Annotated in this window: 24 protein-coding genes; 4 read left to right on the top strand and 20 right to left on the bottom strand. The window is 36.9% G+C overall.

Annotation, left to right across the window (positions count from 1 at the left end):
* Positions 1 to 153: 153 nt before the first annotated feature.
* The 9 genes from ASG21_RS15915 to ASG21_RS15950 form a co-directional block, all read right to left on the bottom strand.
* Positions 154 to 1,617, bottom strand: coding sequence for a DUF5687 family protein (locus tag ASG21_RS15915; RefSeq protein WP_056082743.1), 1,464 nt, complete (start codon positions 1,615 to 1,617; stop codon positions 154 to 156).
* Positions 1,618 to 1,731: 114 nt separating this feature from the next.
* Positions 1,732 to 2,301 carry a hypothetical protein gene (locus ASG21_RS15920; protein ID WP_056082746.1) on the bottom strand — a complete coding sequence of 190 codons (570 nt, stop codon included), beginning with the start codon at positions 2,299 to 2,301 and terminating at the stop codon, positions 1,732 to 1,734.
* A gap of 66 nt (positions 2,302 to 2,367) precedes the next feature.
* Positions 2,368 to 4,017, bottom strand: a complete 1,650-nt coding sequence (locus tag ASG21_RS15925) for a DNA repair protein RecN (RefSeq protein ID WP_056082748.1) — start codon at positions 4,015 to 4,017, stop codon at positions 2,368 to 2,370.
* A gap of 224 nt (positions 4,018 to 4,241) precedes the next feature.
* Entirely contained in the window at positions 4,242 to 4,700 is a 459-nt protein-coding gene (locus tag ASG21_RS20720; protein ID WP_347230689.1) for a DUF4835 family protein, read from the bottom strand.
* On the bottom strand, positions 4,675 to 5,145 hold the full coding sequence (locus ASG21_RS20725) for a DUF4835 family protein (RefSeq protein ID WP_347230690.1): 471 nt from the start codon (positions 5,143 to 5,145) through the stop codon (positions 4,675 to 4,677). The genes ASG21_RS20720 and ASG21_RS20725 overlap by 26 nt, the downstream gene beginning before the upstream one ends.
* 37 nt (positions 5,146 to 5,182) lie before the next feature.
* On the bottom strand, positions 5,183 to 6,385 hold the full coding sequence (gene coaBC, locus ASG21_RS15935; RefSeq protein WP_056082751.1) for a bifunctional phosphopantothenoylcysteine decarboxylase/phosphopantothenate--cysteine ligase CoaBC: 1,203 nt from the start codon (positions 6,383 to 6,385) through the stop codon (positions 5,183 to 5,185).
* 117 nt (positions 6,386 to 6,502) lie between these two features.
* Positions 6,503 to 6,826, bottom strand: coding sequence for a DNA-directed RNA polymerase subunit omega (locus ASG21_RS15940; RefSeq protein WP_056082753.1), 324 nt, complete (start codon positions 6,824 to 6,826; stop codon positions 6,503 to 6,505).
* 42 nt (positions 6,827 to 6,868) lie between these two features.
* The gene (gene bamD / locus ASG21_RS15945) at positions 6,869 to 7,864 is read right to left on the bottom strand and encodes an outer membrane protein assembly factor BamD (protein WP_056083760.1); all 996 of its coding nucleotides are present in this window, start codon (positions 7,862 to 7,864) and stop codon (positions 6,869 to 6,871) included.
* Between the two features lie 98 nt (positions 7,865 to 7,962).
* The gene (locus ASG21_RS15950) at positions 7,963 to 8,592 is read right to left on the bottom strand and encodes a TetR family transcriptional regulator (protein ID WP_056082756.1); all 630 of its coding nucleotides are present in this window, start codon (positions 8,590 to 8,592) and stop codon (positions 7,963 to 7,965) included.
* A 94-nt stretch (positions 8,593 to 8,686) separates the two neighbouring features.
* On the opposite strand from ASG21_RS15950, the gene ASG21_RS15955 reads away from it, so the two are divergent.
* The 4 genes from ASG21_RS15955 (at position 8,687) to ASG21_RS15970 (ending at position 11,093) form a co-directional block, all read left to right on the top strand.
* Entirely contained in the window at positions 8,687 to 9,313 is a 627-nt protein-coding gene (locus tag ASG21_RS15955) for a TatD family hydrolase (RefSeq protein WP_056082758.1), read from the top strand.
* Complete coding sequence (locus ASG21_RS15960) at positions 9,306 to 10,046, top strand: tRNA threonylcarbamoyladenosine dehydratase (RefSeq protein WP_056082761.1); 741 nt, start codon at positions 9,306 to 9,308, stop codon at positions 10,044 to 10,046. The genes ASG21_RS15955 and ASG21_RS15960 overlap by 8 nt, the downstream gene beginning before the upstream one ends.
* Positions 10,039 to 10,413 (top strand): ribonuclease P protein component, encoded by a 375-nt coding sequence (gene rnpA / locus ASG21_RS15965; protein ID WP_056082764.1) that lies wholly within the window; start codon positions 10,039 to 10,041, stop codon positions 10,411 to 10,413. Before ASG21_RS15960 ends, rnpA begins: the two co-directional genes overlap by 8 nt.
* 74 nt (positions 10,414 to 10,487) lie before the next feature.
* Positions 10,488 to 11,093 (top strand): DUF4126 domain-containing protein, encoded by a 606-nt coding sequence (locus tag ASG21_RS15970; protein WP_056082767.1) that lies wholly within the window; start codon positions 10,488 to 10,490, stop codon positions 11,091 to 11,093.
* Positions 11,094 to 11,426: 333 nt separating this feature from the next.
* Here the strand turns inward: ASG21_RS15970 and ASG21_RS15975 are convergent, their stop codons facing one another.
* The 11 genes from ASG21_RS15975 to ASG21_RS16025 form a co-directional block, all read right to left on the bottom strand.
* The gene (locus ASG21_RS15975; RefSeq protein ID WP_056082771.1) at positions 11,427 to 13,898 is read right to left on the bottom strand and encodes a hypothetical protein; all 2,472 of its coding nucleotides are present in this window, start codon (positions 13,896 to 13,898) and stop codon (positions 11,427 to 11,429) included.
* Between the two features lies 1 nt (position 13,899).
* Positions 13,900 to 14,421 (bottom strand): LPS assembly lipoprotein LptE, encoded by a 522-nt coding sequence (gene lptE, locus ASG21_RS15980; RefSeq protein ID WP_056082774.1) that lies wholly within the window; start codon positions 14,419 to 14,421, stop codon positions 13,900 to 13,902.
* 11 nt (positions 14,422 to 14,432) lie between these two features.
* On the bottom strand, positions 14,433 to 15,134 hold the full coding sequence (locus ASG21_RS15985) for a hypothetical protein (protein ID WP_056082777.1): 702 nt from the start codon (positions 15,132 to 15,134) through the stop codon (positions 14,433 to 14,435).
* A gap of 11 nt (positions 15,135 to 15,145) precedes the next feature.
* On the bottom strand, positions 15,146 to 16,441 hold the full coding sequence (locus tag ASG21_RS15990) for a sigma-54 dependent transcriptional regulator (RefSeq protein ID WP_056082780.1): 1,296 nt from the start codon (positions 16,439 to 16,441) through the stop codon (positions 15,146 to 15,148).
* Positions 16,442 to 16,520: 79 nt separating this feature from the next.
* On the bottom strand, positions 16,521 to 16,943 hold the full coding sequence (locus ASG21_RS15995; RefSeq protein ID WP_056082784.1) for a hypothetical protein: 423 nt from the start codon (positions 16,941 to 16,943) through the stop codon (positions 16,521 to 16,523).
* 8 nt (positions 16,944 to 16,951) lie between these two features.
* Positions 16,952 to 18,046: a PDDEXK nuclease domain-containing protein gene (locus ASG21_RS16000; protein WP_056082785.1), complete on the bottom strand. Its 1,095-nt coding sequence runs from the start codon at positions 18,044 to 18,046 to the stop codon at positions 16,952 to 16,954.
* Between the two features lie 22 nt (positions 18,047 to 18,068).
* A complete protein-coding gene (gene miaB / locus ASG21_RS16005) occupies positions 18,069 to 19,502 on the bottom strand; it encodes a tRNA (N6-isopentenyl adenosine(37)-C2)-methylthiotransferase MiaB (RefSeq protein ID WP_056082788.1) in 1,434 nt (477 codons plus the stop codon).
* Between the two features lie 159 nt (positions 19,503 to 19,661).
* Entirely contained in the window at positions 19,662 to 20,390 is a 729-nt protein-coding gene (locus ASG21_RS16010) for a hypothetical protein (RefSeq protein WP_128414341.1), read from the bottom strand.
* A gap of 114 nt (positions 20,391 to 20,504) precedes the next feature.
* Positions 20,505 to 20,993 (bottom strand): hypothetical protein, encoded by a 489-nt coding sequence (locus ASG21_RS16015; protein WP_056082794.1) that lies wholly within the window; start codon positions 20,991 to 20,993, stop codon positions 20,505 to 20,507.
* Between the two features lie 65 nt (positions 20,994 to 21,058).
* The gene (locus ASG21_RS16020) at positions 21,059 to 22,288 is read right to left on the bottom strand and encodes an MFS transporter (RefSeq protein WP_056082797.1); all 1,230 of its coding nucleotides are present in this window, start codon (positions 22,286 to 22,288) and stop codon (positions 21,059 to 21,061) included.
* A complete protein-coding gene (locus ASG21_RS16025) occupies positions 22,288 to 24,021 on the bottom strand; it encodes a thiamine pyrophosphate-dependent enzyme (RefSeq protein ID WP_056083763.1) in 1,734 nt (577 codons plus the stop codon). Before ASG21_RS16025 ends, ASG21_RS16020 begins: the two co-directional genes overlap by 1 nt.
* Positions 24,022 to 24,232 lie beyond the last annotated feature (211 nt).

Below are 24,232 nucleotides of genomic sequence, written 5' to 3' on the forward strand. Positions count from 1 at the left end.
TAATAAATTTTACATTTTAATTCCCATGGGTTTGGCTTCGCCGAATCTCTTTAATCGATTTCACCCACGGTTACTTTTGTTTGACCCTTTCTGGTCACGTAAGTTTTCTTTAACAAACTTGGCTCTTTTCCTTTTTTACTTGGTTCTTTCAACTTAATCTTTCTTAAAAGCCTCAATCGTACTGTATTTCTCGGTTTTATAAACTTTAATAATGATATCGAAGATTTTTTCGCGGAAAATAAATCCTAAAAGACCCAAAACTGCGATGCTTGTTACCGCTGCAGTAATTCCGAAGAAGTAGAAGAAAATCCCGTAAACAGCCATTGGCAAAAGCATTTTTGGTACCATCAGAATAATCGTTTTAAAAGTGAATGTATTTTTTTGCCCAACTCTCTTTTCTTTTGAATTTAAATCGATGAGGTTTTTATTGTAAGCGCCCGACAAAAGGGTAAACTGTGAGTTGACACCGATATTGTAAATTCCCGCCGCAAAAAATGCGAGGTAGACATTCCATCCGAAGTATACGTAGAATAAGGCCAAGACGATAGAAAAGACCGTTACAATATTCATAAGCCACCATTTGGCTTTGATGTATTCTTTATATGGCACGTTGAGCGTCATCATCAGAGGATAATAGGCACTGTCGAAAGCAGGAACTCTCCCTCCGAAAGTAAACTGAAAACCTCCGGTTACAAAAAGCCCCATAAACATTAATGCTGCAGGTGTCTGGTAGTATTTATTTGAAAACATCAGCAAGCCGTAAAACACAAAAAGGAAACTGCCTATTACAACACCTTTGGTCACCTTGTTTCGTTTCAGCATTTTGATGTCATTGTTGATAAATGTTCCGATTGCTCCGTATTTGTTTAAGAAAGCGATGTTTTCGGTTTTTCCGATTTCTTTTTTGGCTTCAAGACCTTCATCAAGATAGAAACCTTTTCGGATGTAATTGAAGGTAATTTTCCAGAGACCAAGGAAAAGCGTAACAGGAACTACCGCAAAATAAGGTCGTTCGTACAAATTATAGAAAAGCTTTTCTGAATAAGATAAAATAGGGACAATTTCGTAATAATTTAAAGCAGCAAAAACTGCAATAAAAATTCCTGCTCCGATCGCCACATTTTCTTTATCATTAAATAAAAGATTGATAAAATTATTCAGATAAAACAGAGAAGAAACTCCTATAAACCAAGTGAAAATCCCAAGAAAACCATAACCGTTGAAAGCTAAAATTCCACAGAATGTAACCAGAAATATAGAATTAAACCAACTCAGCGGTGTAAGAAAAGTTTTAATTAAAGTATAATTGACAACAACTTTTTTAGGAATATTCTGGGTAAGAAAAGGCTTGATATTCTGGGTAGGAATCTGCTGAATCATGTATTTGAAAACCAAATCTATAAGCCAGCCAATAATCAGAAAACGTGAAATTATTTTCAACGGATCCTCATTCATTTCTTCCTGCGCATAGAAATAGGCAATGAAAGACATCATTGCAAGCCACAAAACAAAGAAACAAATCCCGACGATTCTCAGAATCTTCATAGCCAGATTAATCCCGACAGAAGAACCTCTGAAAAAACTCTTCCACTCCAGCTTCAGAAACCTTTTAAACATAGTTTACTTTTTTACATTAGTAAATATAAGGCAGAATTTGTTACAAATTTGTCCTGAAACAGGGATTTTAATTGGATTTTAATGAGGAATGTATTGTGGAATCTTAATGTAGCTTTACCAATTTTCAAAATCAGATTTTTGGATTTCGTCATCCGATACATAATTAAATTGCTCAACCAAGTCAGCTTCGATAAAGGTTTGATTCTTTGGATTGACAATTAATTCAATAATATCATCTAAAATTTGGTATTTATTGGCAAATTTTGCGTTGATTTCATCTACCATATTGATATGAAAATATGCTAAGTTGAATCTTGGGCTACATTCCAGCCATCCGGAATTGAATTTTAAGAGCTTGGTAATCTGGATTTTATAATTTAACATTTTAGGAAAAATAAACAAAATTTCATGTCGCCGTAGCGGTTCGATATATTCTTTATCCAACATTTTGTCTAGTAAGAATTGATGTACAAATTCTGTTGTCTGATTTGAGATTTCCCAATCCAAGTTTTCATAAAAATTCCCATTCAGGACTTGAGCGATTTCGTCTCGCAAAGAAATTACCGCATTCTGTTTTCTTAAGCCAAAAGCTCCAATTAAAATATCTATTTGCTTAAGTCTTAATAAAGCTGACACATTATTCTCTAAAGATTTGTAATTCCACAATTCCTTATCAGGTATCATTTAAATGAATTCAATGATTTTCTCAATTAAATCAATACCTTTAATCATGAACTTAAATAGTTTTTTCTAACCTATCAACTCCTTCGCCTGCGCCATCGCCGCCTCCGTAATTTTACTACCCGAAAGCAACTGCGCAATTTCATTCAGCTTATCTTCTTCAGAAAGAGCAACGATGTTTGATTGGGTTTTGCCGTTGACATCCTGCTTAACCACTTTATAATTGTCATTTCCTTTTGCGGCAACCTGTGCCAGGTGAGAAATGACGATCAGCTGCATATCTTCAGACATTTCACGCATCAGATTTCCGATTTCTTCGGCTACTTTTCCTGAAACTCCTGTGTCGATTTCGTCTAAAATTAAAGTGGGAAGTTCGTCGCTTTCGGCAATAATTTTCTTTACAGCGAGCATCACTCTCGACCTTTCCCCGCCTGAAACTGCCGTTTGAATCGGTCTCAGCGGAAATCCTGAATTCGCCTGAAACAGCAGCTGAATATTTTCTTTTCCAAAAGAATTAAAATCGGTTGAAGCCTGAAGATCAATTTCCACTTTGGCTTTTTCAAGACCTAATTTTTTAAGCAAACCTTCAGCTTTAGAAATAAATGACGGCGTGCTTTTCTTTCTTTTATCCGAAAGTTTTTTTGAAAGATCTGCAAGTGTTTTTTCTTTTAAAATAATATTTTTCTCAATCTGATCAATCAGTTCTTCAAGTTCGGAAGCACCTTTTTGTTCGCCTGCCAGCTGATCTCTGATTTCCTTCAAACCTTCCACATCAGAAACGTTGTGCTTGATGAAAAGTGTGTTGAGTTTATTATTAAGAAGACCTAAAAGAGCTAAATTTTCAGGATTAATTTCAATTTTTTCAGCTTCATTTTCCAGTTCGGAAATAATATCTTTCACTTCCACAAAAGAAGTTTCGAGCCTTCCGTCGAGTTCTGCAAAACTTTGTGAAACTTCGGCAATTTTGGAAAGTTTATTTTTAGCTTCATTAAAAAATGAAAAAATGCCCAATTCTTCCTGATGAAATCTTGAAAGAATTTGAGCGAGATTTTCTGAAATCATCTCCGCATTTTCCTGCACCGAAAGCTGATTCTGTAGCTCTTCAAAATCTACATGATCGAGATCAATTTCTTCCAGTTCATTTAAAAGAAAGGTTTTATAATCGCTTTCTTTATTGTTTTCTGAAAGCTGTGTTTTATATTTTTTAAGCTGAAGCTGAAGACTCTGAAAATCTGAAAATTCTTTCTGATATTCTTCCAGAATACTTTTATTCCCGGAAATACCATCGATGATTTTAAACTGATATTCTGAAGTAAACAGATTGGAAGTTTCAAACTGAGAATGAATGTCTACCAACTGCGAAGTCAGTTCTTTAAGGATATCCAGAGTTACAGGAACGTCATTGATAAAAGCCCTTGATTTTCCTGAAGGCAGAATTTCCCGTCTGATAATCGTCTGATGCTCGTAATCAAGATCGTTCTCAATGAAAAATTTTTTGAACTGATTGTTTAATGAAAATTCAGTTTCTACAACGCTCTTTTCTTCCGCTTTAGAAATAGATTTCAGATCGGCTCTTTCACCCAAAATCAGGCGCAGTGCACCGAGGATAATTGATTTTCCGGCGCCGGTTTCTCCGGTAATGACCTGTAAACCTTTATTTAGATTAACTTCGAGCACATCGATGAGTGCAAAGTTTTTGATATAGATTCTGGAAAGCATATTTCTGAAGTCTGCATTAATACTGCAAATATAAATTTTAGTAATGACAACTCAACAATTATGCGAGTGGCGAAAATTTCAGTTTCAAATAATTTTTTTTAAATCATTACAGAAATTTTACCATTAAGACAGTTAAGTGATTAAGGAAAGAAGCATTTTAGAATTGTTAAGATTTATGATGCAAAATACGTTAGCTAATGCGTCAATAATCTGATAACAAACATCTATTTCCACTTATTCCATTTCGTTTCGGCGAACTTGGGTGCGAATATGGTCATCAGCTGTTTCAGATCTGCTACATTTACACCTCCGTTGTTGCTGGAATTGAAAATATTGTAGATCTCATCGCTTTTGTTATCCATAAAAAGATTGAAGAAATAATTCTGCTGGAAATTATTCTCATACATTTTCAGCTGCATCAGCGCATCAAAAAGAATTTTCTTACCCTGACTCTGATCCTGATTAAAAAGATTGTCTAAGCCCGCTCTGTGATAAGTGTACATCGTCGCACGAAGCTGATTCATGTTGGGATTTAAAATTTCGCCAATCAGAATCGTACGGCTTCTCGGCTCGTTAATCTGGTTCCAGCCCTCATAGCCTCTGTTTTGCGAATTTTGTGCAATCTGCTGAGCCTTTGAAAAATATTGTGTTCCACCGTTAGACTGAAAACTTGTCTGCATCATAACCTAAAATCACGTAAACATAAAAACTGATGACATCAATAAGGTTTTTACCTGAAAACTGTCTCTCATTGAAGATAAGGTTTTCATTTTCAACATATTCAAAACCGAATTTTGTATCTTGAACGTTGATCAGCGGAGATTCGTAGGTGGAATTGTAAACCGGCCGAACCGCCTGCACCACGATGCTGCCACGATACCTGTTGCCGTCTCTTTCGTTCAGAACGAGCGAGAAGTTTGATTTTATTTTTTCGTAATTCTGAAGCTTTTTACCAGTCCAGCTTGTATTGTTGATGAAATCCCTTAAACTTTTCTCCAAAGCTTTAAACGCCTGCTGATTACTCCCCTGAATCTGTTGTGTATTGACTGTCACCGTTGCAAGGATTTCCTGCGCAAAGGACAAGTGAGAAATCAGAAGCAGAAACAGTATGATGATATATTTTTTCATTTCGAATAGTAAGATTGAGAACGGAAATTTATTAAATTTATTTTAAATATTGATTTTCAACGAAATCGAGAATATCTTTGGCTACAGAATATTTAGATTTTAAATCAAATTCTCTCTTCTCCGTTTGCGTGAAAATTTTAATTTTATTGGTGTCATTTTTAAATCCTGCACCGGCGTCCCGCAACGAATTTAGAACGATCATGTCAAGATTTTTCTTGTGAAGTTTCCCCATGGCATTTTCCTCCTCGTTCTGAGTTTCCAAAGCAAAACCTACTAAAAACTGATGTGTTTTCTGCTCACCCATGGTTTTCAGAATATCAGGATTTTTGATTAATTCGATCGTAAAACTTTCGTCGTTTTTTTTGATTTTTTCGGAAGCCACCACTTTTGGAGTATAGTCAGCCACGGCAGCACTTGCGATGCCGATATCAACTCTGTCATAAAACTCAAAAACCTTATTGAACATTTCTTTTGCCGAAGTCACCTTGTGGATTTCAATATTTTCACTTGAAACCTTTTCAGAACTCGGTCCGGAAACCAGAATTACTTTTGCGCCACGCTTTGCTGCTTCATCAGCCAGAGAATAACCCATTTTCCCAGAGGAATGATTTCCTATAAACCTTACAGGATCGATGGCTTCATAAGTTGGCCCCGCTGTAATTAAAACGGTTTTTCCTTCTAAAGTTTTGTTTTGGTTTAAACTAAAAAATTCTTCCACTGTTCTTACAATTGTTTCAGGTTCGGCCATTCTTCCCTGTCCGACCAATCCGCTGGCCAATTCACCACTTTCTGCCGGAATAATGATGTGTCCGAAATCTTCTGCAAGATCGAGATTGTTTTGAGTGGATGGATGCCTGTACATGTCTAAGTCCATCGCCGGAGCAACGATAACAGGACATTTTGCAGACATATAAGTTGCAATTAACAGATTATCACAGATGCCGTTGACCATTTTGGCTAAAGTATTTGCTGTACAGGGCGCTACAATCATTACATCTGCCCAAAGTGCAAGGTCAACATGACTGTTCCATGATCCGTTTTCACCATAAAAATCGCTGTAGACAGGCTTTTTAGATAATGTGGACAGGCTGAGTTTCGTCACAAACATTTCTGTATCCGCAGTCATGATCACCTGAATATCTGCACCTTTTTTCACAAGATCCCGAATAAGGAAATGTATTTTGTAGGCAGCAATTCCGCCAGAGACGGCGATAAGGATTTTTTTTCCGGCAATACTCATCAAGAAAATTTTAAAGCACTAAAATACTTATTTTTTGGCGAACGCCATTGGGATAAACAGCAAAGGTCATAAAAGAAAAATTCTTCTATGACCTTTGTTTATAAAAAACACATATGATTACTTTCTTTCTTCAGTTTTTCTGAAGTAAACGTCTCCGTTTAACCATTCTTCAATTGCAATAGAAGTTGGTTTTGGAAGTTTTTCGTAATGTTTAGAGATTTCGATCTGCTCTCTGTTTTCGAAAACTTCTTCCAGAGTAGAATTGTGCACAGCAAATTCGTCCAGCTTATTGTGAAGTTCTGTACGGATTTCTGCATTGATCTGCTCTGCTCTTTTGCCCATGATAACAATCGCCTCGTAGATTGATCCTACATTTTCTTCAATCTTGTCTTTGTTGTAAGTAATGGTATTTACTTCTGCTTTTGTATCTTTTACGCTCATTTTGAGAAAATTAATTTATTTTTAAGATGGCAAATGTACGATTTATCTTTGGATTTTGAAAGTAGCTGCCGGAGGAGGTGTCTGCAGCACAGCGCTGTCTCTTCTCATTTGGTTTGCCTGCTTTTCGTTTTCCATCTGATCCTTCATCTGCTCTTCGGTTTTTACCTTTTTCGCTTCCTGATCAGCAATTTTTTTCTGTCTTTCGTTCAGCAAAGCGATTCTTTCGTCATTCTGCTTCTTTACAACGACAAAATCTTTCTTCTCTCTTTCAAGTTTTTCTCTTAAATCTACAGCTGTTTTAGAGTATTCTGTATTTGGAAGTTCTTTTTCAACCTGTCTTGTGAAGGCCAAAGCACTTTCTATACGCTCATCTTTCAACTCATAAGTTGATCCCATTGCTAAAAGATAACGTGCGTTAAGCATATAATCGTAGATTTTCGGACGGAGTTTTGTACTTGGGAAATCCTCCAATACATTTTCAAATGCTACACCGGTAGATTTGTAATCTCCCATTTTGTAGTAGTGCTTTGCATTTTCATATGCTTTGAATTCCAGTTTATAAGAAAGCTCATCAATCATGGTATTGATGTTTTTTCCTCTTTCAGAATCCGGGTAGTTGGTTAAGAAATCCTGAAGCTCATTGATTGCCAGTTCTGTACTGCTCTGATCGAGGTTGTAATCCATAGAACCGTTATAGTAGCACAGTGCAGACATGTAAGCAGCTTCTTCTCTTCTTGGATCCATAGGAAAACTTACGGAGAAGTTTTTAAACTGATGCCCTGCCAGCTTATAATTTTTATCATAATAATTGGCATATGCAGAGTTAAAAACAACGTTAGGAGCATCATCTGTCCCGGCAACAAGGTTTGGAAGCCTGTCATACAGCGCCAATGCATTTTTCCACTTCTTTTTAGCAAAATTTTCGTTGGCAGTTTTCAGAATAAAAGTTTTATCCGCACTTGTCAATGCTTTTTGCTGAGTGCTTTTGCAGGCAGCAAGTACCGCTACAGCGAAAATACCTAAAATATACTTTTTCATAAGGAATTCAACAGATTCGGTATTTTTCCGAACTTTTAATTTGCAAAAATAAAACTTTTTTTGCAATAGACTTTTTTTTATGATTATTTAACGTAAAATTAGTCTGTAGCGTATCCCAAAATAGCGAAAACAGACATTAAAGTATTCACTCTGACCTTTTTTTCAGCTTCTTTGTCGTATGCATCAGAATCTTTGTAAGGAACGTAAAGTTCAAAAAAGTTTTTATTTCTGATTACAAAAAGTGTCGCTCCGATAATCACGGTGAGAAGATCTTCCGGTTTGGGGGCAAAAGTAAAAACACCTGATGCTACCCCTTTTTTAGTTACTTCATCAATTTTTCTTACAAACAATTGATAGCAATCTAACAGTTCATTTTTCACCTGATCAGAATGCCTGAGTTCCTGAGTAACAAAGCCATGGAAATAATTGTATTTAAAAAGCTGGGAAATGATAAACTTCACCATTTCCTTCATCTGCATCTCCGGCTTACCGTCTTTGATGGTGTCTGCAAACTCAGAAAAATTCTCTCTGGTTCTCAACACACGGTACTGATACAGATAAGACATCATTTTTTCTTTTGAGCCAAAGTAATAAGAAATCATGGCGACATTAATGTTCGCTTTTGAGCTGATATCCCTTACAGAAGTACCATCATACCCTTTTTTAGCAATAAGTTCTTCGGCAATATCTAAAATATGGATCTGTTTTTCCGTAAACTTTTTCTTCATAGAAACTGACTTTGCCTTAAAGTTATGAAATTTTTAACAAAATCCATAAACAGCCGTTTGATAATTTAAAACATAAATTTGATTATTTTTGAATATGTCTTACTTCGATTTTCATCATCATAAACAAAATTTTGCCAACGGAATTTATAATCTTGAGCTGTTTCAGACAGTTCCGGAAATGCCTTTCTCTGCCGGAATTCATCCGAAGGATATTGACGAAAATAATTTAAGCCTGCAAATTGAATGGCTGAAAGAAAGTATAAATGAAAACTGCTTTGCCATAGGTGAATGCGGTTTAGACTCGATGGTTTCGGCGACTGCTGAAGTTCAGAATAAAGTTTTTCTGGAACAGATTAACATCGCCAATGAATTAAAAAAACCTTTAATCATTCACTGCGTCAAAAGATTCTCTGAACTGATTCCTTTCAGAAAAAAATCTGAATTTCCGATGATTCTGCATGGTTTTAATAAGAAACAGTCCGTTGCAGACAGCCTTCTGTCGAATAATTTTTACCTGAGTTTTGGAAAAGCGGTTTTGTATAATCTATCTTTGCAAAATACTTTAAAAAACGCTCCTTTAGATAGACTGTTTTTAGAAACTGATGATGCAGATTTCAGTATTGAAGAACTGTATTACAAAGTTTCGGAAATAAAAAACATAACGACAGAAAATCTTCAGGATCAAATCTTTGTTAATTTAGAAACGATAAAAAATGGATAAAAACTGGCTTGAAAGAACAGAACTTCTCATCAAAGAAACAGGTTTGGAAAATCTTCATAATTCCAACGTTTTGGTTATAGGACTTGGCGGTGTAGGATCTTTTGCAGCAGAATTTCTGGCCAGAGCTGGTGTGGGAAATATGACAATCGTAGACGGCGACACCGTAGATATTACCAATATCAACAGACAGTTACCTGCGCTGCATTCTACCATCGGAAAACATAAAGTAAAAATTGTAGGCGACAGACTTTTAGACATCAATCCCAAACTTAATCTTAGCCGGATAAACGAATTCCTGAATCCTGACCGTATGGACGAAGTTTTTGACGGAAAAAATTTCGACTACGTTTTAGACTGCATCGACAGCATCACACCAAAACTCGCTTTAATTATTGCCGCGAAACGCAGAAAAATAAAAGTAGTGAGCTGTATGGGAGCGGGAGGAAAATCTGATCCTTCCAAAGTTATGGTGCGTGACATCAGCAAAACCCAGCACTGTCACCTCGCGAGACAGATCAGAAAGAGACTGAAAAAAGTAAAAATTGACAAAGGTGTACGCTGTGTTTTTGCTGACGACATACAGGATGAAGACAGCTTAAAAATGACTGACGGCAGCAACTATAAAAGATCATTCTACGGAACCATCAGTTTTATGCCTGCCATTTTTGGGCTTTACGCCGCTTCAGAAGTAATTAATCATTTGGTTAAAAAGACAGATTCCGGTGATGAATAACTTTAAATATCCGACCTCTGAGAAGCTGAAAGGGAAAAACGACATCAGTTTACTTTTTGAAAAGGGAAAATGGCGGACTTATGGAAATTTAAGAATCATTATTCTGAAAAACAAAGAGACCCAACCAATCTCTGAACTGAAATTCGGAGTTTCTGTTTCAAAGCGATACTTTAAAAAAGCCGTTGACAGGAACCGTTTAAAAAGACTTTTGCGGGAGTGTTTCCGTTTAAACAAAGATTTGTATAAAGAAGCTTTTGGAGATTTATCCCACGCTATGCTTTTTTGGGCATCTTCAGAAAAAGCTGTAGGATACAGAGAAGTTGAAGAACAGTTTATAAAACTGTGTCAGGCTCAGCGTAAGAAATAAATCTTCAGCAAAAGATTTTCAGAGAAAGCATCTAAAATTTCATTAAATTTAAACTTCACAAATCTGAAAATAAAATGCTTGACAATATTCCCTACTTTCCATATATCGTGAGTGCCTTTTTTGGCATTGGTCTCGCTGCTGCAACCGGTTTCAGGGTTTTTCTGCCGTTGTTTGCCGTAAACCTTTCTTCCTATCTCGGCTGGATCCCGATGAGCGAAAACTTTGAATGGCTCGCAGGTCTTCCCACATTAATTATGACCGGAATTGCCACTGTTGCAGAAATTCTTGCCTACTACATTCCTTTCGTAGATCACTTGCTGGATTCTGTGGCCATACCGCTTTCTACCGTGGCAGGCTCGGTTTTGTTTGCGAGTCAGTTTGCAGATCTTGGGACTTTTCCGCAGTGGGCACTGGCTATTATTGCAGGTGGAGGAACGGCAGCAACAATCAGTTCAGGCTTTGCAGGATTACGTGCGGCTTCCACAGCCACGACAGGCGGAACCGGAAATTTTATTGTAGGAAGTACCGAAACTGCAGGTGCAGGATTTATGACGGTTGTTTCTATGCTTGCACCTGTTATCGCTTTTATTTTAAGTATTATTTTTATTGTACTGATTGTAATTGGAGGAAAAAAACTGGTAAAAAAGTTTTTGGCCCGTCGCCAAAAATTAAAAAGTTAAATTTCTAATATTTTAGAGTCTGTTTAAAAATGATTAAAAAACAAATTTTCAAGTCATTTTTCTTTTCCGCAACCCTAAAGGGTGGAAAAATGCCTTGAAAATTTCATTAAAATTAACTCCCTTTAGGGTCGGGGGAAATTAATTTTGATGAAATTTAAACCGGCTCTTAATTTGTTCTAATTATTTGTGCGTTTGTCCTGCAATCGAAGATTCTATGTAGTCAGTCACATAGCCAATCCCGATTCTTCGGTACAAGACTTGGGAAACCCTGGCTAAAATCAATCCGCTACAATATAAAAAAAACAGATCGGAAATGATCTGTTTTTGCTTTTACTATCTACCTCTGGTGTCTTTTACCTCCTGAATTTTTTCTTCAAAGTAAGACTGTTTATCGGGATGTTTTCCAATTAAAATCTGGTATGCCTGAATCGCCTTTGAGTAGAGTTTCTGCTCAGTATAAAGCTTTGCCAGCGTCTCTGTCATCAGGTGTGAAATGTCGTCGTTGCGTTCTTTTATCACAAAACTGCTTTCGTCTTTCAGCTGACTGATTTTAGGATTATTTTCAATGAAAGCTTCGATTGCTTTTTCCTTGATTTCAATTTTTTCCTTTTCTACTTCTGCTGTCCTGTCAATTTTCAGCCAGCTTTGCCACGTATTGATAAAACCAGGAACGTTGCTGTCTAAAATAGAAGGAATCTCGCGTTGATCCGGTTTGGCTTTTGGCTGAGGAGAAGGTTCAGGCGTAATTTCCGGCTGGGCTTCCTCTTCGCTTTTTTGATTTGATTTGATGAATGATGAGATATCACTCCCAAAAAATGAAACGTTAAAAGCCGGAGCACTTTTTTCATCTTCTTCTACATTTTCCTCATCATTTTCTGAAACTTCTTCGGTTTCCGCTTGCTCTGTATTTTCGGTAATAACTTCCTGTTCTTCTTCGGCAAGAACAGCTTCAGGTGCCCTTTCTTCTACGGAAGGCTCTGGCTTTTCAGCCGGTTTTTGTTCAACATTTTCAGTCTTTCTGCCGATAGAGTAATCCAGAGTATTTACCTCGAAGGACATTGGTTTCCAGGAAGTTGAAGGTACAGTTTCGGACTCAGTTTCTGTTTCAGATGACTTAGAATCCGTTTCTGTCTGAGCAGATATTTCTTCATCATCCATCGAAATTTCATCTTCATTCAGTTTCCTTTCTTCCTCATTTTCAACGACTTCAGGTGACTGAGTTTCAACATCAAAAGACTGTGTTTCGGCAAAGCTGATTTCAGAATTTACAGTTTCCTGTTCTTTTTCAGTCGCTTTTTCGTCCTTCGGTACATCTTTTTTAGCTTCCTTCATTTTCAGCTCCACCTGCTCAATCAGGCGGCGCATTTCCTCTTCATATTTATTTTTTGAAGGTGTATTCTGTGCCGGGATTTCCTGCTGTACGGGAGTTTTTGCTTCCATTTTAACTTCAGGAAAGAAAGATTCGGTTCCATGAAAACTCAACTGAGAATCATCTTCGACCTTTTGTTTTTCATCATCAGATTCAATTTTATCTTCAGAAATAATCGTTTCAGAACTAAAATCTGTCTGATTCTGAACCTCATCCTGAGAAACCTTTTCTTCTTCTTTAACGTCTTGTTTAATTTCAGTTTCTAAAGGTGCTATTTCCTGAAAACTTATCGCTTTATCTTCCGCGATAACTTCCACAGCTTCCTCTAAATTATTGTCAGGTGAAACTCTGATTTCAGACTGATTAAAATTAATTTCTGTTTCTTCAACCTCATCCGCTTTTTCTTCCACATCACCCATTTCATGATTTTCTACTTCTGATTTATTGGTATCAATTTCAATTTTATCATCAGAAACACTGGTTTCAGAACTAAATTCTGTTTTGGTATTAAGCTGATCCTGAGAAACAGTTTTCTCGTCCTTATTTTCAGTTTCTAAAGGTGTAATTTCCTGAAAACTAACCGCTTTTTCTTCCGTAATAATTTCACCTGCTTTTTCAAAATTATCTTCAGGTGAAACTTTTATTTCAGACTGATTAAAATTGATTTTCGTTTCCTCAGCCTCACCTTTTACTGATTCTGCATTAGGAATTTCAAGCTTTTCAATTTCAGATTCATCCACATCAGCTACATTTTCTTTTGATCCTGAACCTGATTCGTTTTCTTTAATCTCAGAACTAAGATGATCATCAGTTTTAGCTACTGCTTCAGTATTTGGCTTTTCTTCGAATATCACTTCACCAGGCTGATATGAAGCCTGAGAAGCATCGAGTTTTTCTGTTACCAAATTTCCTGATTCCCTGCTGGATTCGAGATCAATTTTCACCGTATTTTCTTCGTTGAGGAAGTTTTCTTCACCTTCGAAAAGAATTCTGTTTCTCTGGCCTTCCACTTCTACCGGCTGGTTTGAAACTTCCGGCTGTGGCTGTACAGCGGTGTATGGTGATTCTTCAGTATTTACCTCTTGCTTTTCTTCGGGGCGTTTCAGCGGAAAGCCTCCGTTTTTTGGAGCGTAAGCAGGATAGGCTTTTTTATTTTCAGTGATCTGAGACACTTTTGACAAAGGGATATCTGCCTTTTTTGTTTCCAGATTACCGTTGATGAGATGGTACAGATTTTTCTTATCTGTAGTGTAGGCAGCAGTTTTAGACAGTTCTTTCTGATAATTTTCCGGTTCGTAAAGGTGCACGCCATACAGATGTAGAGCACGTACATTTTGAAGATACGGAAATTCCTGTATCTGATCTCTCAGAATCTGAAGATCATCATTCTGAATATTTTTTGGCTCAATTAAAAGCTCTAAAACTCTAGTTTTCATCTTACCAGTTTGCTACAATATCATTAAAAATCTTGTTGATAATTCTCTCAGTTACCAATCTCACCTGCGACGCTTCGATATCTGCCTGCGAAAGATCGCTGTTGAAGGCTGCCTCATCCATGTACGTTCTGTCGAAACTTAAGTCTGGGTGCAGTTTGTTTTCGTAATGCACCTTGATTGTAATCGTAAGTTTATTTTGTGACTGCTGAATGGTACCGGCCGACGTCTGCTGCGTAGTTGAGCTGATGTTGGTAGGCATGATCGAATAATCTGTAATCTCACCTTCAATTAAAATATCGGGGTTTGATTTTGTTCCTTTCAAAGTAGTTCTCTGTAAAAATCTGTTTTGAATATCTGTGGAAAACTGTTGCGAAAGTGTAGGATTTACCAACGGAGCATTGTTTGGAAACTCGTTGATCTGCACCGTTTTTTCGTCTTTCAGGGATGAACCTGTGAAGCTGTAGCAGGAATTCAGCAAGCTCACAGATATGAATAGTAAAAATAGATTTTTAAGAGAATTCATTCAATTTAAATTTAAAATTTTTCCTGGATGCCAATTTCTGAAATTTCATCAACTTCAATTTGCTGGATAGCATCTTCGTAAGCAAAATAATTTGCTGTGTATGCAAATGGTGCCGTAACAAAAACGCCTATTACACATGCAATAATTCCAACCTGAGCCAAAAGGCTTACCACGATTGAAAACAGGAATATATTTAGAAGATTGTTTTTCGTCATTACTTTAGAAATATTCCAGGCAGTTTTAATTTCTGTAATATTTTTAAAAGCAATAAGTGCAGGAATGTAAAATCCTTTCAGCACAAAATAAAATATGGCAACATATATTGCGATCATGTAGGGAATCATCACTATCGAAAACCAAGCTGAAGGCTCTCCACCATTCATTACACCGGCGAGAAGACCTAAAAGAAACACAGGAACGTACATTGCAATTATACCACCTATAATGATGAGCTGAAGCATAAAATAGGGCATAAATCTGTCGAAATTGAAAATTTCTCCCGCACTTGCCTGCTGTCCTTTATTAATTTTTCTGAGGTAGAGATAAAAATTTCCGGCGCCAAGCATCCCACAAAACGGAATAATAGCCATTACAAAGCAGCATAAAAATGCTGTGAAAATGTTTCCGAAATTGTTCTTCAAAAGTTCGAAACCTTTATTCAGATAATCTCCCAGTTTGAAATTGATAGGTTTTGGTGTTAAATTTACAGTCATAATTGCGTAGTTTATTCTTCTAAGTTATATTGTTTTATTTTTCTGTACAAAGTTCTCTGAGAAATCCCGAGTTCGTCTGCTGCACGGTTTCTTCTGCCGTTGTGCTTTTCCAGAGCTTTTACAATTAAATCTTTCTCATTGTTCTGTAATGAAAGAGATTCTGGTTTGTTTTCTTCAATTTCAATGTCTTCAAAATCTTCGTAAGTATCATCCGCATTAGAAATGATCGTAGGATTCTGAACATTCTGACCGTTGTTGCTGTTATTTTCAAAATACAGCAAAGAATTCGGACTTGCCGTTTGTGGCGTGGATTCGGGAGTGTAAATTCTGTTGATCAGATTTTTCTCCTGATTGCTCAGATCTCCCGTTCCGCGATTCTTTATGAGTTCCGAAGTTAAGGATTTTAAATCATTTATATCGCTCCGCATATCGAAGAGAATTTTGTACATGATTTCCCTTTCATTTCCGAAATCAGTTTGTTTTTGACCGCCCGGCTGATTCACCACCATCGGCAAATGGGCATCCATCGGAATATACTCTGTAAGTTTTGTCACAGAAACTTTTCGCTCCCGCTCCACAACCGTCATTTGTTCCACCAGATTTCTCAGCTGACGTACATTTCCGGGGAAAGTATAATTTTCGATGTAATGAACGGCGCCCGGCTCAAGTTCAAGTTCCGGCATTCTGTATTTTTCGGCAAAATCAATGGCGAATTTTCTGAATAACAAATGAATGTCGCCTTTTCTTTCTCTCAAAGCAGGCATATCAATCTGAACGGTATTCAGACGGTAAAACAAATCCTCACGGAAACGCCCGTCCTGAATGGCTTTCATCATGTTTACATTCGTTGCTGCAACAATTCTCACATTGGTTTTCTGAATCTGTGAAGAACCTACTTTCATAAATTCACCACTTTCCAAAACTCTTAACAGACGGACCTGCGTCTGCAAAGGCAACTCGCCCACCTCATCAAGAAAGATTGTTCCACCATCTGCCACTTCGAAATATCCTTTTCTTGTAGCCGTAGCTCCTGTAAACGCTCCTTTTTCGTGACCGAAAAGTTCGGAATCGATGGTTCCTTCAGGTATTGCCCCACAGTTGACGACGATGTATGGTTGATGTTTTCTTTTGGATTCTGAGTGAATAATTTTCGGGATAAATTCTTTTCCAACACCACTTTCCCCAACCACCAAAACGGAAATGTCGGTAGGTGCCACCTGAATTGATTTTTCGAGTGCCCGGTTTAAAGCGGGAAAATTTCCGATGATGCCGAAACGGTTTTTTATATTTTGAAGTTCGATACTCATAAAATTTAGATTTTTTTGATTAAATTTTCATCTACTTTGCTGTAGATAAATCAGTTAGATAAATAATTTGACTTGATTTTCAGCTAACTGTATTCAAATAATCCTTGTTTCTAATCTTTGAAACCTTACTTTTTAAATATAAAATATCAGCAATAAAGTTCTTTTTATTTTCTTTTAAAAAGACAGTCAAAAGCTGATTATGCTTTTCTTCCGAAAAACGGATTTCTGGTTTATGAAGGTTGTTTTTATTCTGTGTATTGAATGAACCAAAAAGATCGGCTGCATTCTGCTTTTCGCCAATTGAAAACCTGCGTTTTGAATTTCCATTTAAAACGGTTTTTTCTAATGCTTCACATTGTCCTGAGCTTAAAAACTGATTGTAAATTTCATACAGCACTTTACAGTCTTCACTTTTTACAGTGCCGTTGCTGATCTGCGCAGAAATATTGGTACTGATGATCACCAATAAAACACTGAGGCAATATTTTTGAAATTTCTCCACTGTGTATGTTATTGATTTTCTTCTAAAATTTTAATAAAATCTTCCTTGCTCGGCAAAACAGTGAGATATTTACTTGCAAAAATCTGATCATTATTTTCCGGCAAAGTATATTCAACCAAAGCTTCACTTTTATCCTGACAGAGAATAATTCCGATGGTTTTATTTTCTCCGTCTATGCGTTTTTCTCTGTCGAAATAATTCACGTACATCTGCATTTGCCCGATATCCTGATGTTTTAATTCTCCGATTTTCAGATCAATTAAAACAAAACATTTTAAAATCCGGTTGTAAAAAACCAAATCTATTTTAAAATGTCTGTCATCAAAAGTTATTCTGTTTTGTCTTGCAACAAATGTAAATCCTGTTCCTAATTCTAAAAGGAAATGCTCTAATTTATCTATTAATTCCGACTCCAAATCGCTCTCGGAATAATTTGGTTTTTCAGACAAGCCCAGAAATTCCAAAACATAAGGATCTTTGATGAGATCTTTCGGTTTTTCTATAATTTGCGCTTTTTCAGAAAGCTTCTGAATTTCATCTTTATTTTTACTTAAAGATAATCTTGTGTATAATGCAGAATCATATTGACGCTGCAATTCCCGCAAGCTCCAATTATTTTTAAATGATTCAATTTCATAAAATCTCCTTTCATTTAAATCTTTGATTCTCATTAATTTGAGATAATGAGACCAAGGGAGATTTAGCTTTGGAAATAATTTCCGGGAATCTGTTTCGGAAATTTCAAATTGCTGATTGTGAGGAGTTTCAAATTCGGCAGACACTGTCTGACTTATTTTTTTGAATTCGTCAGATACTGTCTGACCAATTGAATAAGACATATAAAAATGTCTCATCTGTTTTAGATTTGTTTCAGAAAAACCTTTACCAAACTTTTCCGTTAGCTTAAGAGACAAACCTTTGAGCAAAGCTTTACCATACTCAGCACGATTTTCGCCATTCTGCTCATCTTCCACAATCATTCTTCCTATTTCAAAATAGGTGAGAACCATTGCCTGATCTACAGCAATAGCGACTCTCTTTCTGGCATTTTCTAACAATGCAGAAATATTTTGAAATAATTTTTGAGACTGAAGATTATCCACTAAAATTTTAAATATCGAATTCCTAAACCGTTTCCCCTAAAAGCGTGCCCTGCGTATTATCAAACACAAAAACATTCACAATGTCACCAATTTTCTGGCCTTCGAGCATATCAAAAACGCAAACGGCATTCTGGGAATTTCTTCCTTTCCATTGGTTTTTGTTCTTTTTTGAAATACCTTCAATCAGAACTTCATGAGCTCTGCCCACGTAGCCCTGCATTCTTTTTCTTGAAAGCTCGCCCTGCAAAGCAATCACTTCTGCCAAACGACGCTGTTTCACATCTGCCGGAATATTATCTTCCATTTTTTTGTGAGCTGGCGTTCCGGGTCTTTCTGAATATGCAAACATATATCCGTAGTCGTATTCCACCTCTTTCATCAAGCTTAAAGTATCCTGGTGATCTTCTTCAGTTTCGTCACAGAAACCGATGATCATATCCTGTGAAAACGAAATATCGGGTACGATTTCTTTTGCTTTTTTTATTAAATCTAAATATTCTTCGCGGGTATGCTGTCTGTTCATGGCTTCTAGCATTCTGTTGCTTCCGCTCTGAACCGGTAAATGAACATATTTGCAGATATTATCGTGCTTCGCCATCATTCTGAACACATCAAGACTCATATCCTGAGGATTTGATGTTGAGAATCTGATTCGCATTTCAGGAACAGCTTTAGCCACCAAATCAAGGAGCTGCGCAAAATTCACAGCGGTTAATTTCTGCATTTCAGATGCTTTGGCAAAGTCTTTTTTCGGGCCGCCACCGTACCAAAGGTAAGAATCAACGTTTTGCCCCAAAAGAGTAATTTCTTTATATCCATTCTCCCAAAGACCTTTACACTCCTCAAGAATAGAATGCGGATCGCGGCTTCTTTCACGGCCTCTTGTAAAAGGCACCACGCAGAATGTACACATGTTGTCGCAGCCTCTTGTGATGGTAACGTAAGCGGTAACGCCGTTTCCGCCCAAACGGACAGGGTTGATGTCGGCATACGTCTCTTCTTTTGAAAGAATTACATTGATGGCATCTCTGCCGTCTTCAGTTTCTTTCAGAAGATTAGGAAGATCTCTGTATGCATCTGGACCAACTACCAAATCCACGAGCTGTTCTTCCTCTAAAAATTTAGTTTTAAGCCTTTCCGCCATGCAACCGAGAACACCAACGGTCATATTCGGACGTTCTTTTTTAAGATTTTTGAATTGGGAAAGGCGCATTCTTACAGTCTGCTCAGCTTTTTCACGGATAGAACAGGTATTTAATAAAATTAAATCTGCCTCTTCTACTTTTAAAGTTGTGTTGTAGCCCTGTTCGTTAAGTATTGACGCAACGATTTCAGAATCAGAGAAATTCATCTGACAGCCGTAACTTTCCAAAAACAGTTTTTTGGAGTTTCCGTCTTTTTCTGCGATGGCAAAGGCTTCGCCCTGTTTTGTTTCGTCTATATATTTTTCCTGCACGGTAATAGATTTAAGGTTTAAAATTTAAAATTCAAGGTTTATTGCGTTTACTTTAAACCCAGACTTAAAATTTAAACTTATTGAATTTGCAAAGATACAAAATATTGTGACAGAATGGCAGGAGTGAAATTCGTTAAGAATTCGATCATTCTTAAAATTTTAATTTGCAAGGAACTTAATCGGTATTTTAAAGATTTGTTTTACAGGAACACCTTTATAAGTTCCCGCCTTCCAATATGATTTTTTAGTATTTGAAGCACATTTTACTACCATTGTATTAAAATCAGCTAAATTCGACATGTTATCAATATAAAAAAAGCCTACTTCACCATCAGTACTTACATCAAAATTAAGTTTGAAAGAATAGTCATTCCCAACAGTTCGAAATCCCCTGGTATCAAAACAGTTGGCAAAATTCTCTCTGAACTTTTCAATACCTTCTTCTTTCCCTTTATGCATGTAGACAGGCATTGTAAAGTCTTCTTTAGAGGAGAAACTATTAGTAAACATATCGTCTGTAAAAGTTGCAAAAAACATAGCGGCGACTTTTACTTTGTTAACTTCCGCTGGTTTAAATTTTTTAAGCGTCTTTAAATTTTCTAAAACTTTATCCTTCAAACACTTATTATTTTCTACTGCGTTTTTATCTTCATCTGTTACATACCTTACCGATTTATCAGGGTAAACTACAAATCTCATAAGAAGAGCTTCAGTCTTATCACAGGGTTTCGACTTATTTTTATGTATAACGTCAATCATCTCTCTAAGAAAACCTATTTTTCCGCCTTCATAAAAATCCTGGCCAGCTGGGTAATCATACAAAATCTGTGCATTCACTATGGCTGAAAATAATACTAAAACAGTAGAAAAAAATTTAACTTTCATCATCAAATAATTAAAGCTCTAACTTCTGTAAGAGCTTTTGCGAAAATAAAATAAATTAATCAAAATCTAATGTATCTTGCGATGATGAATGTGAATTTTTGACAATTTACATGTAAATTATAAATCTGTGGCTACAGAATTGAAGTTCATTTTAATTTTAATTTCACTGGAGACAGGCTTTCCGTTGCAGGTTGCCGGCGTCCATGTATTTTTTATTCTTCTCATAATGTATTTCATATCATCAAAGAAAACTTCGCTGTTGTCTACCTTCGGGCTTCCCTCAATTTTTGTGATTTTACCCTTTTCGTTTACTGTAAGCGTAAATGTGAAATCACCGTTCAAAACATAAAATTCTGAATTGAGATAATTGAACATGTATCTTCTTAAAGTCTCTGTGTAGGCTGTGACACCACCACTAACATTGGCTGCTTTAAAATCTTTACAGTCTTTTACTGCAACCTGAAGCGGATCATTGATCGCGATTTTCAGAATATTTTTATTGGTTTCTGAAATGATGACGTTGCTTTCCTGATCTTCCAGATCATATTGCTGGGCAAATAACAAGTTTGAAAAGGCGAAAGCTACTATAAAAAATGTTGATTTCATAAGGATTGATTTGTGCTAAACCGTACAAATTTCCCACCAAATATATTTAAATTATTCTCTTCCTTCTAAATTTCCACTGCTTTTCTGCCTGTTTCTTTCAGTAAAAATGAAACTGATATTGCCAAAATAATTCCTGCAATCCAAAAAATTACAGAGTTCTGAAAATGAATATCAGCATCTGACAGACCTAAACTTTTCCCGAAATAATGACTGAAAACCGGGCTGACCAATGTAGTGACTCCGAAAGTGATAAAATTAATTGCGCCGGTAGCACTGCCTTTTACAAAATCAGGATTCGCTTCTTTGATTACAGAATACGGAATCATTGCTGCTCCCGAGCCTACTCCCAAGATGAACATGGTGAGTTTAGCGGAAAATAATTCTGGTAAAAATGCGAGCTGCAGAAGACTTAAAATCATGAGTATTGCTCCACCAACCAAAACTGGTTTTCTTCTGCCAATTTTATCGGTGATAAACCCTAATAACGGACAGCCGAAAACCCATCCGAAAGCAACCATTCCGCTGGTTACTGCAGCATCGTGAAATGCAAACTGTTTGTCTGTTTCAAAAAAAGCAACTGCCCAGGTCATTGCAAAAATAGTTGTAGGAGCAAACAGCAATCCTGAAATCAATCCACAGAGCCACGACTGAGGATTTTTAAAAACAATTTTATAGGTCTCAAAATACCCTAATTTTTTAGAATGAGTTTCTTCCTCCGGTTCAGAATCTTCTTTAGGTATTACAAAATAAAGTGCGAAGGCTGTAATGATTGTAAATATTCCAGACCATAACCAGAACGTATTGATATCCATTCCGGATTCTACCCACGGGCCAACCAAAAACTGTCCTGATGCACCGCCCAACATCCCGAGACATTGCGTAAAACCGATTGCGGTTGCTAAAGATTTAGATGAAAAACCTTTACTTGCCAGATAAACACAGCCCGGAAATGCAAATGCACAACCAGCCCCCTGCAAAAGTCTTCCGGAAATTCCGGCAAACTGGCTTGAAATTAAAAATAATAATGCACCAATTCCTAAAATCAAAGTTCCTGCAAAAAGGGATTTCTTACCTCCGAATTTATCTAAAGCGATTCCTGCCAACAAACTGCAGGTGGAATACGTATAATAATAAGTTCCAATCATCCAGACCAAATCCAGATTATTGGTTTTAAATTGACTGGCTAGCAGTGGCAACATCACTGCAGGCGCAGATCTGATGACGTAGTCTAAAAAATAAAAAACGAGCCCGAAAACCCAGGCGATGACATAAAATTTCTTCAAAGAACTACTCATTACAACAATTCTCTGATGTGTTTATAATTACTTTTTACAGTGTCTAAAGCTTCTTCCATTTTTCCGCCCAACATGAGTTGCGCCATAGATTTAGTCATGCCGATCACCTGTTCGAATTCAATTTTTGGAGGTAAAGCCAAAGCATTCGGATTTGTGAAAATGTTTAAGAGATAGGGACCGTCATGATTTAAACATTCGGTAATTGCTCCAACAACTTCTTCCGGTTTGTGAACATTTTTTCCGGGATAGCCCATCGCCTGAGCTATCATCGCAAAATCAGGATTGATCATATCGGTTTCGTTATCCGGCATGCCGCCCACTTCCATCTCGAGTTTTACCATTCCCAAACTTCTATTGTTGAAAACGATCAGTTTTACCGGAAGTTTATACTGGAAAATGGTTGCCATATCGCCCAAAAGCATCGACAAACCACCGTCACCACACATCGCGATCACCTGTCTTCCCGGATAAGCCAGTGATGCACCGATTGCCATCGGCATTGCATTGGCCATAGATCCGTGATTGAAAGAACCCAACATTTTTCGCTCACCGGTTCCTGTAATGAATCTTGCTCCCCAGACACAGCACATTCCTGTATCAACCGTAAAAATCGCATCATTTTTTGCCAGCTGATCTAAAGTGTGAGCAACATATTCAGGCTGAATATTATCTTCTGTACCAAATTCTTTTACATAAGTCAACTGATGTTCTTTTACTTTTTCATAAAATTCCAGTTGCTGATTAAGGAAATTGATATCCGTTTTTTCCTTTAATAAAGGAAGTAAAGCTTTGATGGTCTCTTTCACATCACCTGTAAGACCCAATTCAAGTTTTGCTCTACGACCCAATCTTTCCGGGCTTTCGTCGATCTGAACGATTTTATTTTTTACGGGCATAAATTTCTCGTAAGGGAAATCTGTTCCAAGCAATAAAACAAGATCCGCTTCGTGCATTGCATGATACGCCGAGGGCAAACCTAAAAGTCCGGTCAACCCGACCTCATTTGGATTGTTTGGCTGGATGGACATTTTTCCTCTGAAAGAATATCCAACAGGAGCTTTTAAATATTTAGCCAATTCCACGACTTCAACATTGGATTTTTGAGCTCCGATTCCACAGTAAATGGTGACTTTTTTACTGTCATTGATCAAATCTGCCAGCTGATTTAATTCTACATCTGAAGGACGGATCACAGGATTGGTTTTAAAAATCTGACTGGAAGTCGTCGCTTCTTCAGCATCCAGTTCAGAAACATCACCGGGAAGTCCGATTACCGCAACCCCTTTTTTTGAAATCGCATGTTGAATTGCCGTTTGCAAAATTCTCTGAACCTGTTCAGGTCTTGTAATCATCTGATTGTAGTAACTGCAGTCGTCAAATAATTTGATCGTATTGGTTTCCTGAAAATAATCCATACCCATTTCATTGCTTGGAATGGTAGATGCAATCACAAGCATTGGGACGTGAGATCTGTGGGCTTCGTAAACTCCATTGATCAGGTGAACGTGACCCGGGCCGCAACTTCCGGCGCAGACGGCAAACCCATCCAATTCTGCTTCAGCCGCTGCTGCGTAAGCACCAACTTCTTCATGCCTTACATGAATCCACTCGATACTGCTTTTCTTTACAGCAATATTTAAATGATTTAAACTGTCGCCTGTAACGGCGTATATTCTTTTAACATTGGCGTTTTCGAGCATTTCAACAATCTGCTCTGCAATATTTTTAGCCATAATTACACTGTTTAGATTAATTTCTACTTTGAAAATAGAATTTGAAATCAATTTTTTTTCTGCTGAAAAATCAGAAAAAAAATAAAAATCAAATTTAGTCAATTAAAGTTTCTTAAAGAAGCAATAAGAATACTTTTTATTCTGCTTACATCATAGCAAAAAAAACTCCGCAAACACTTGCGGAGTCGTTTTAGTTTATTTAAAATGCTTT

This window comes from Chryseobacterium sp. Leaf394, assembly GCF_001424105.1.
Taxonomy (GTDB): domain Bacteria; phylum Bacteroidota; class Bacteroidia; order Flavobacteriales; family Weeksellaceae; genus Chryseobacterium.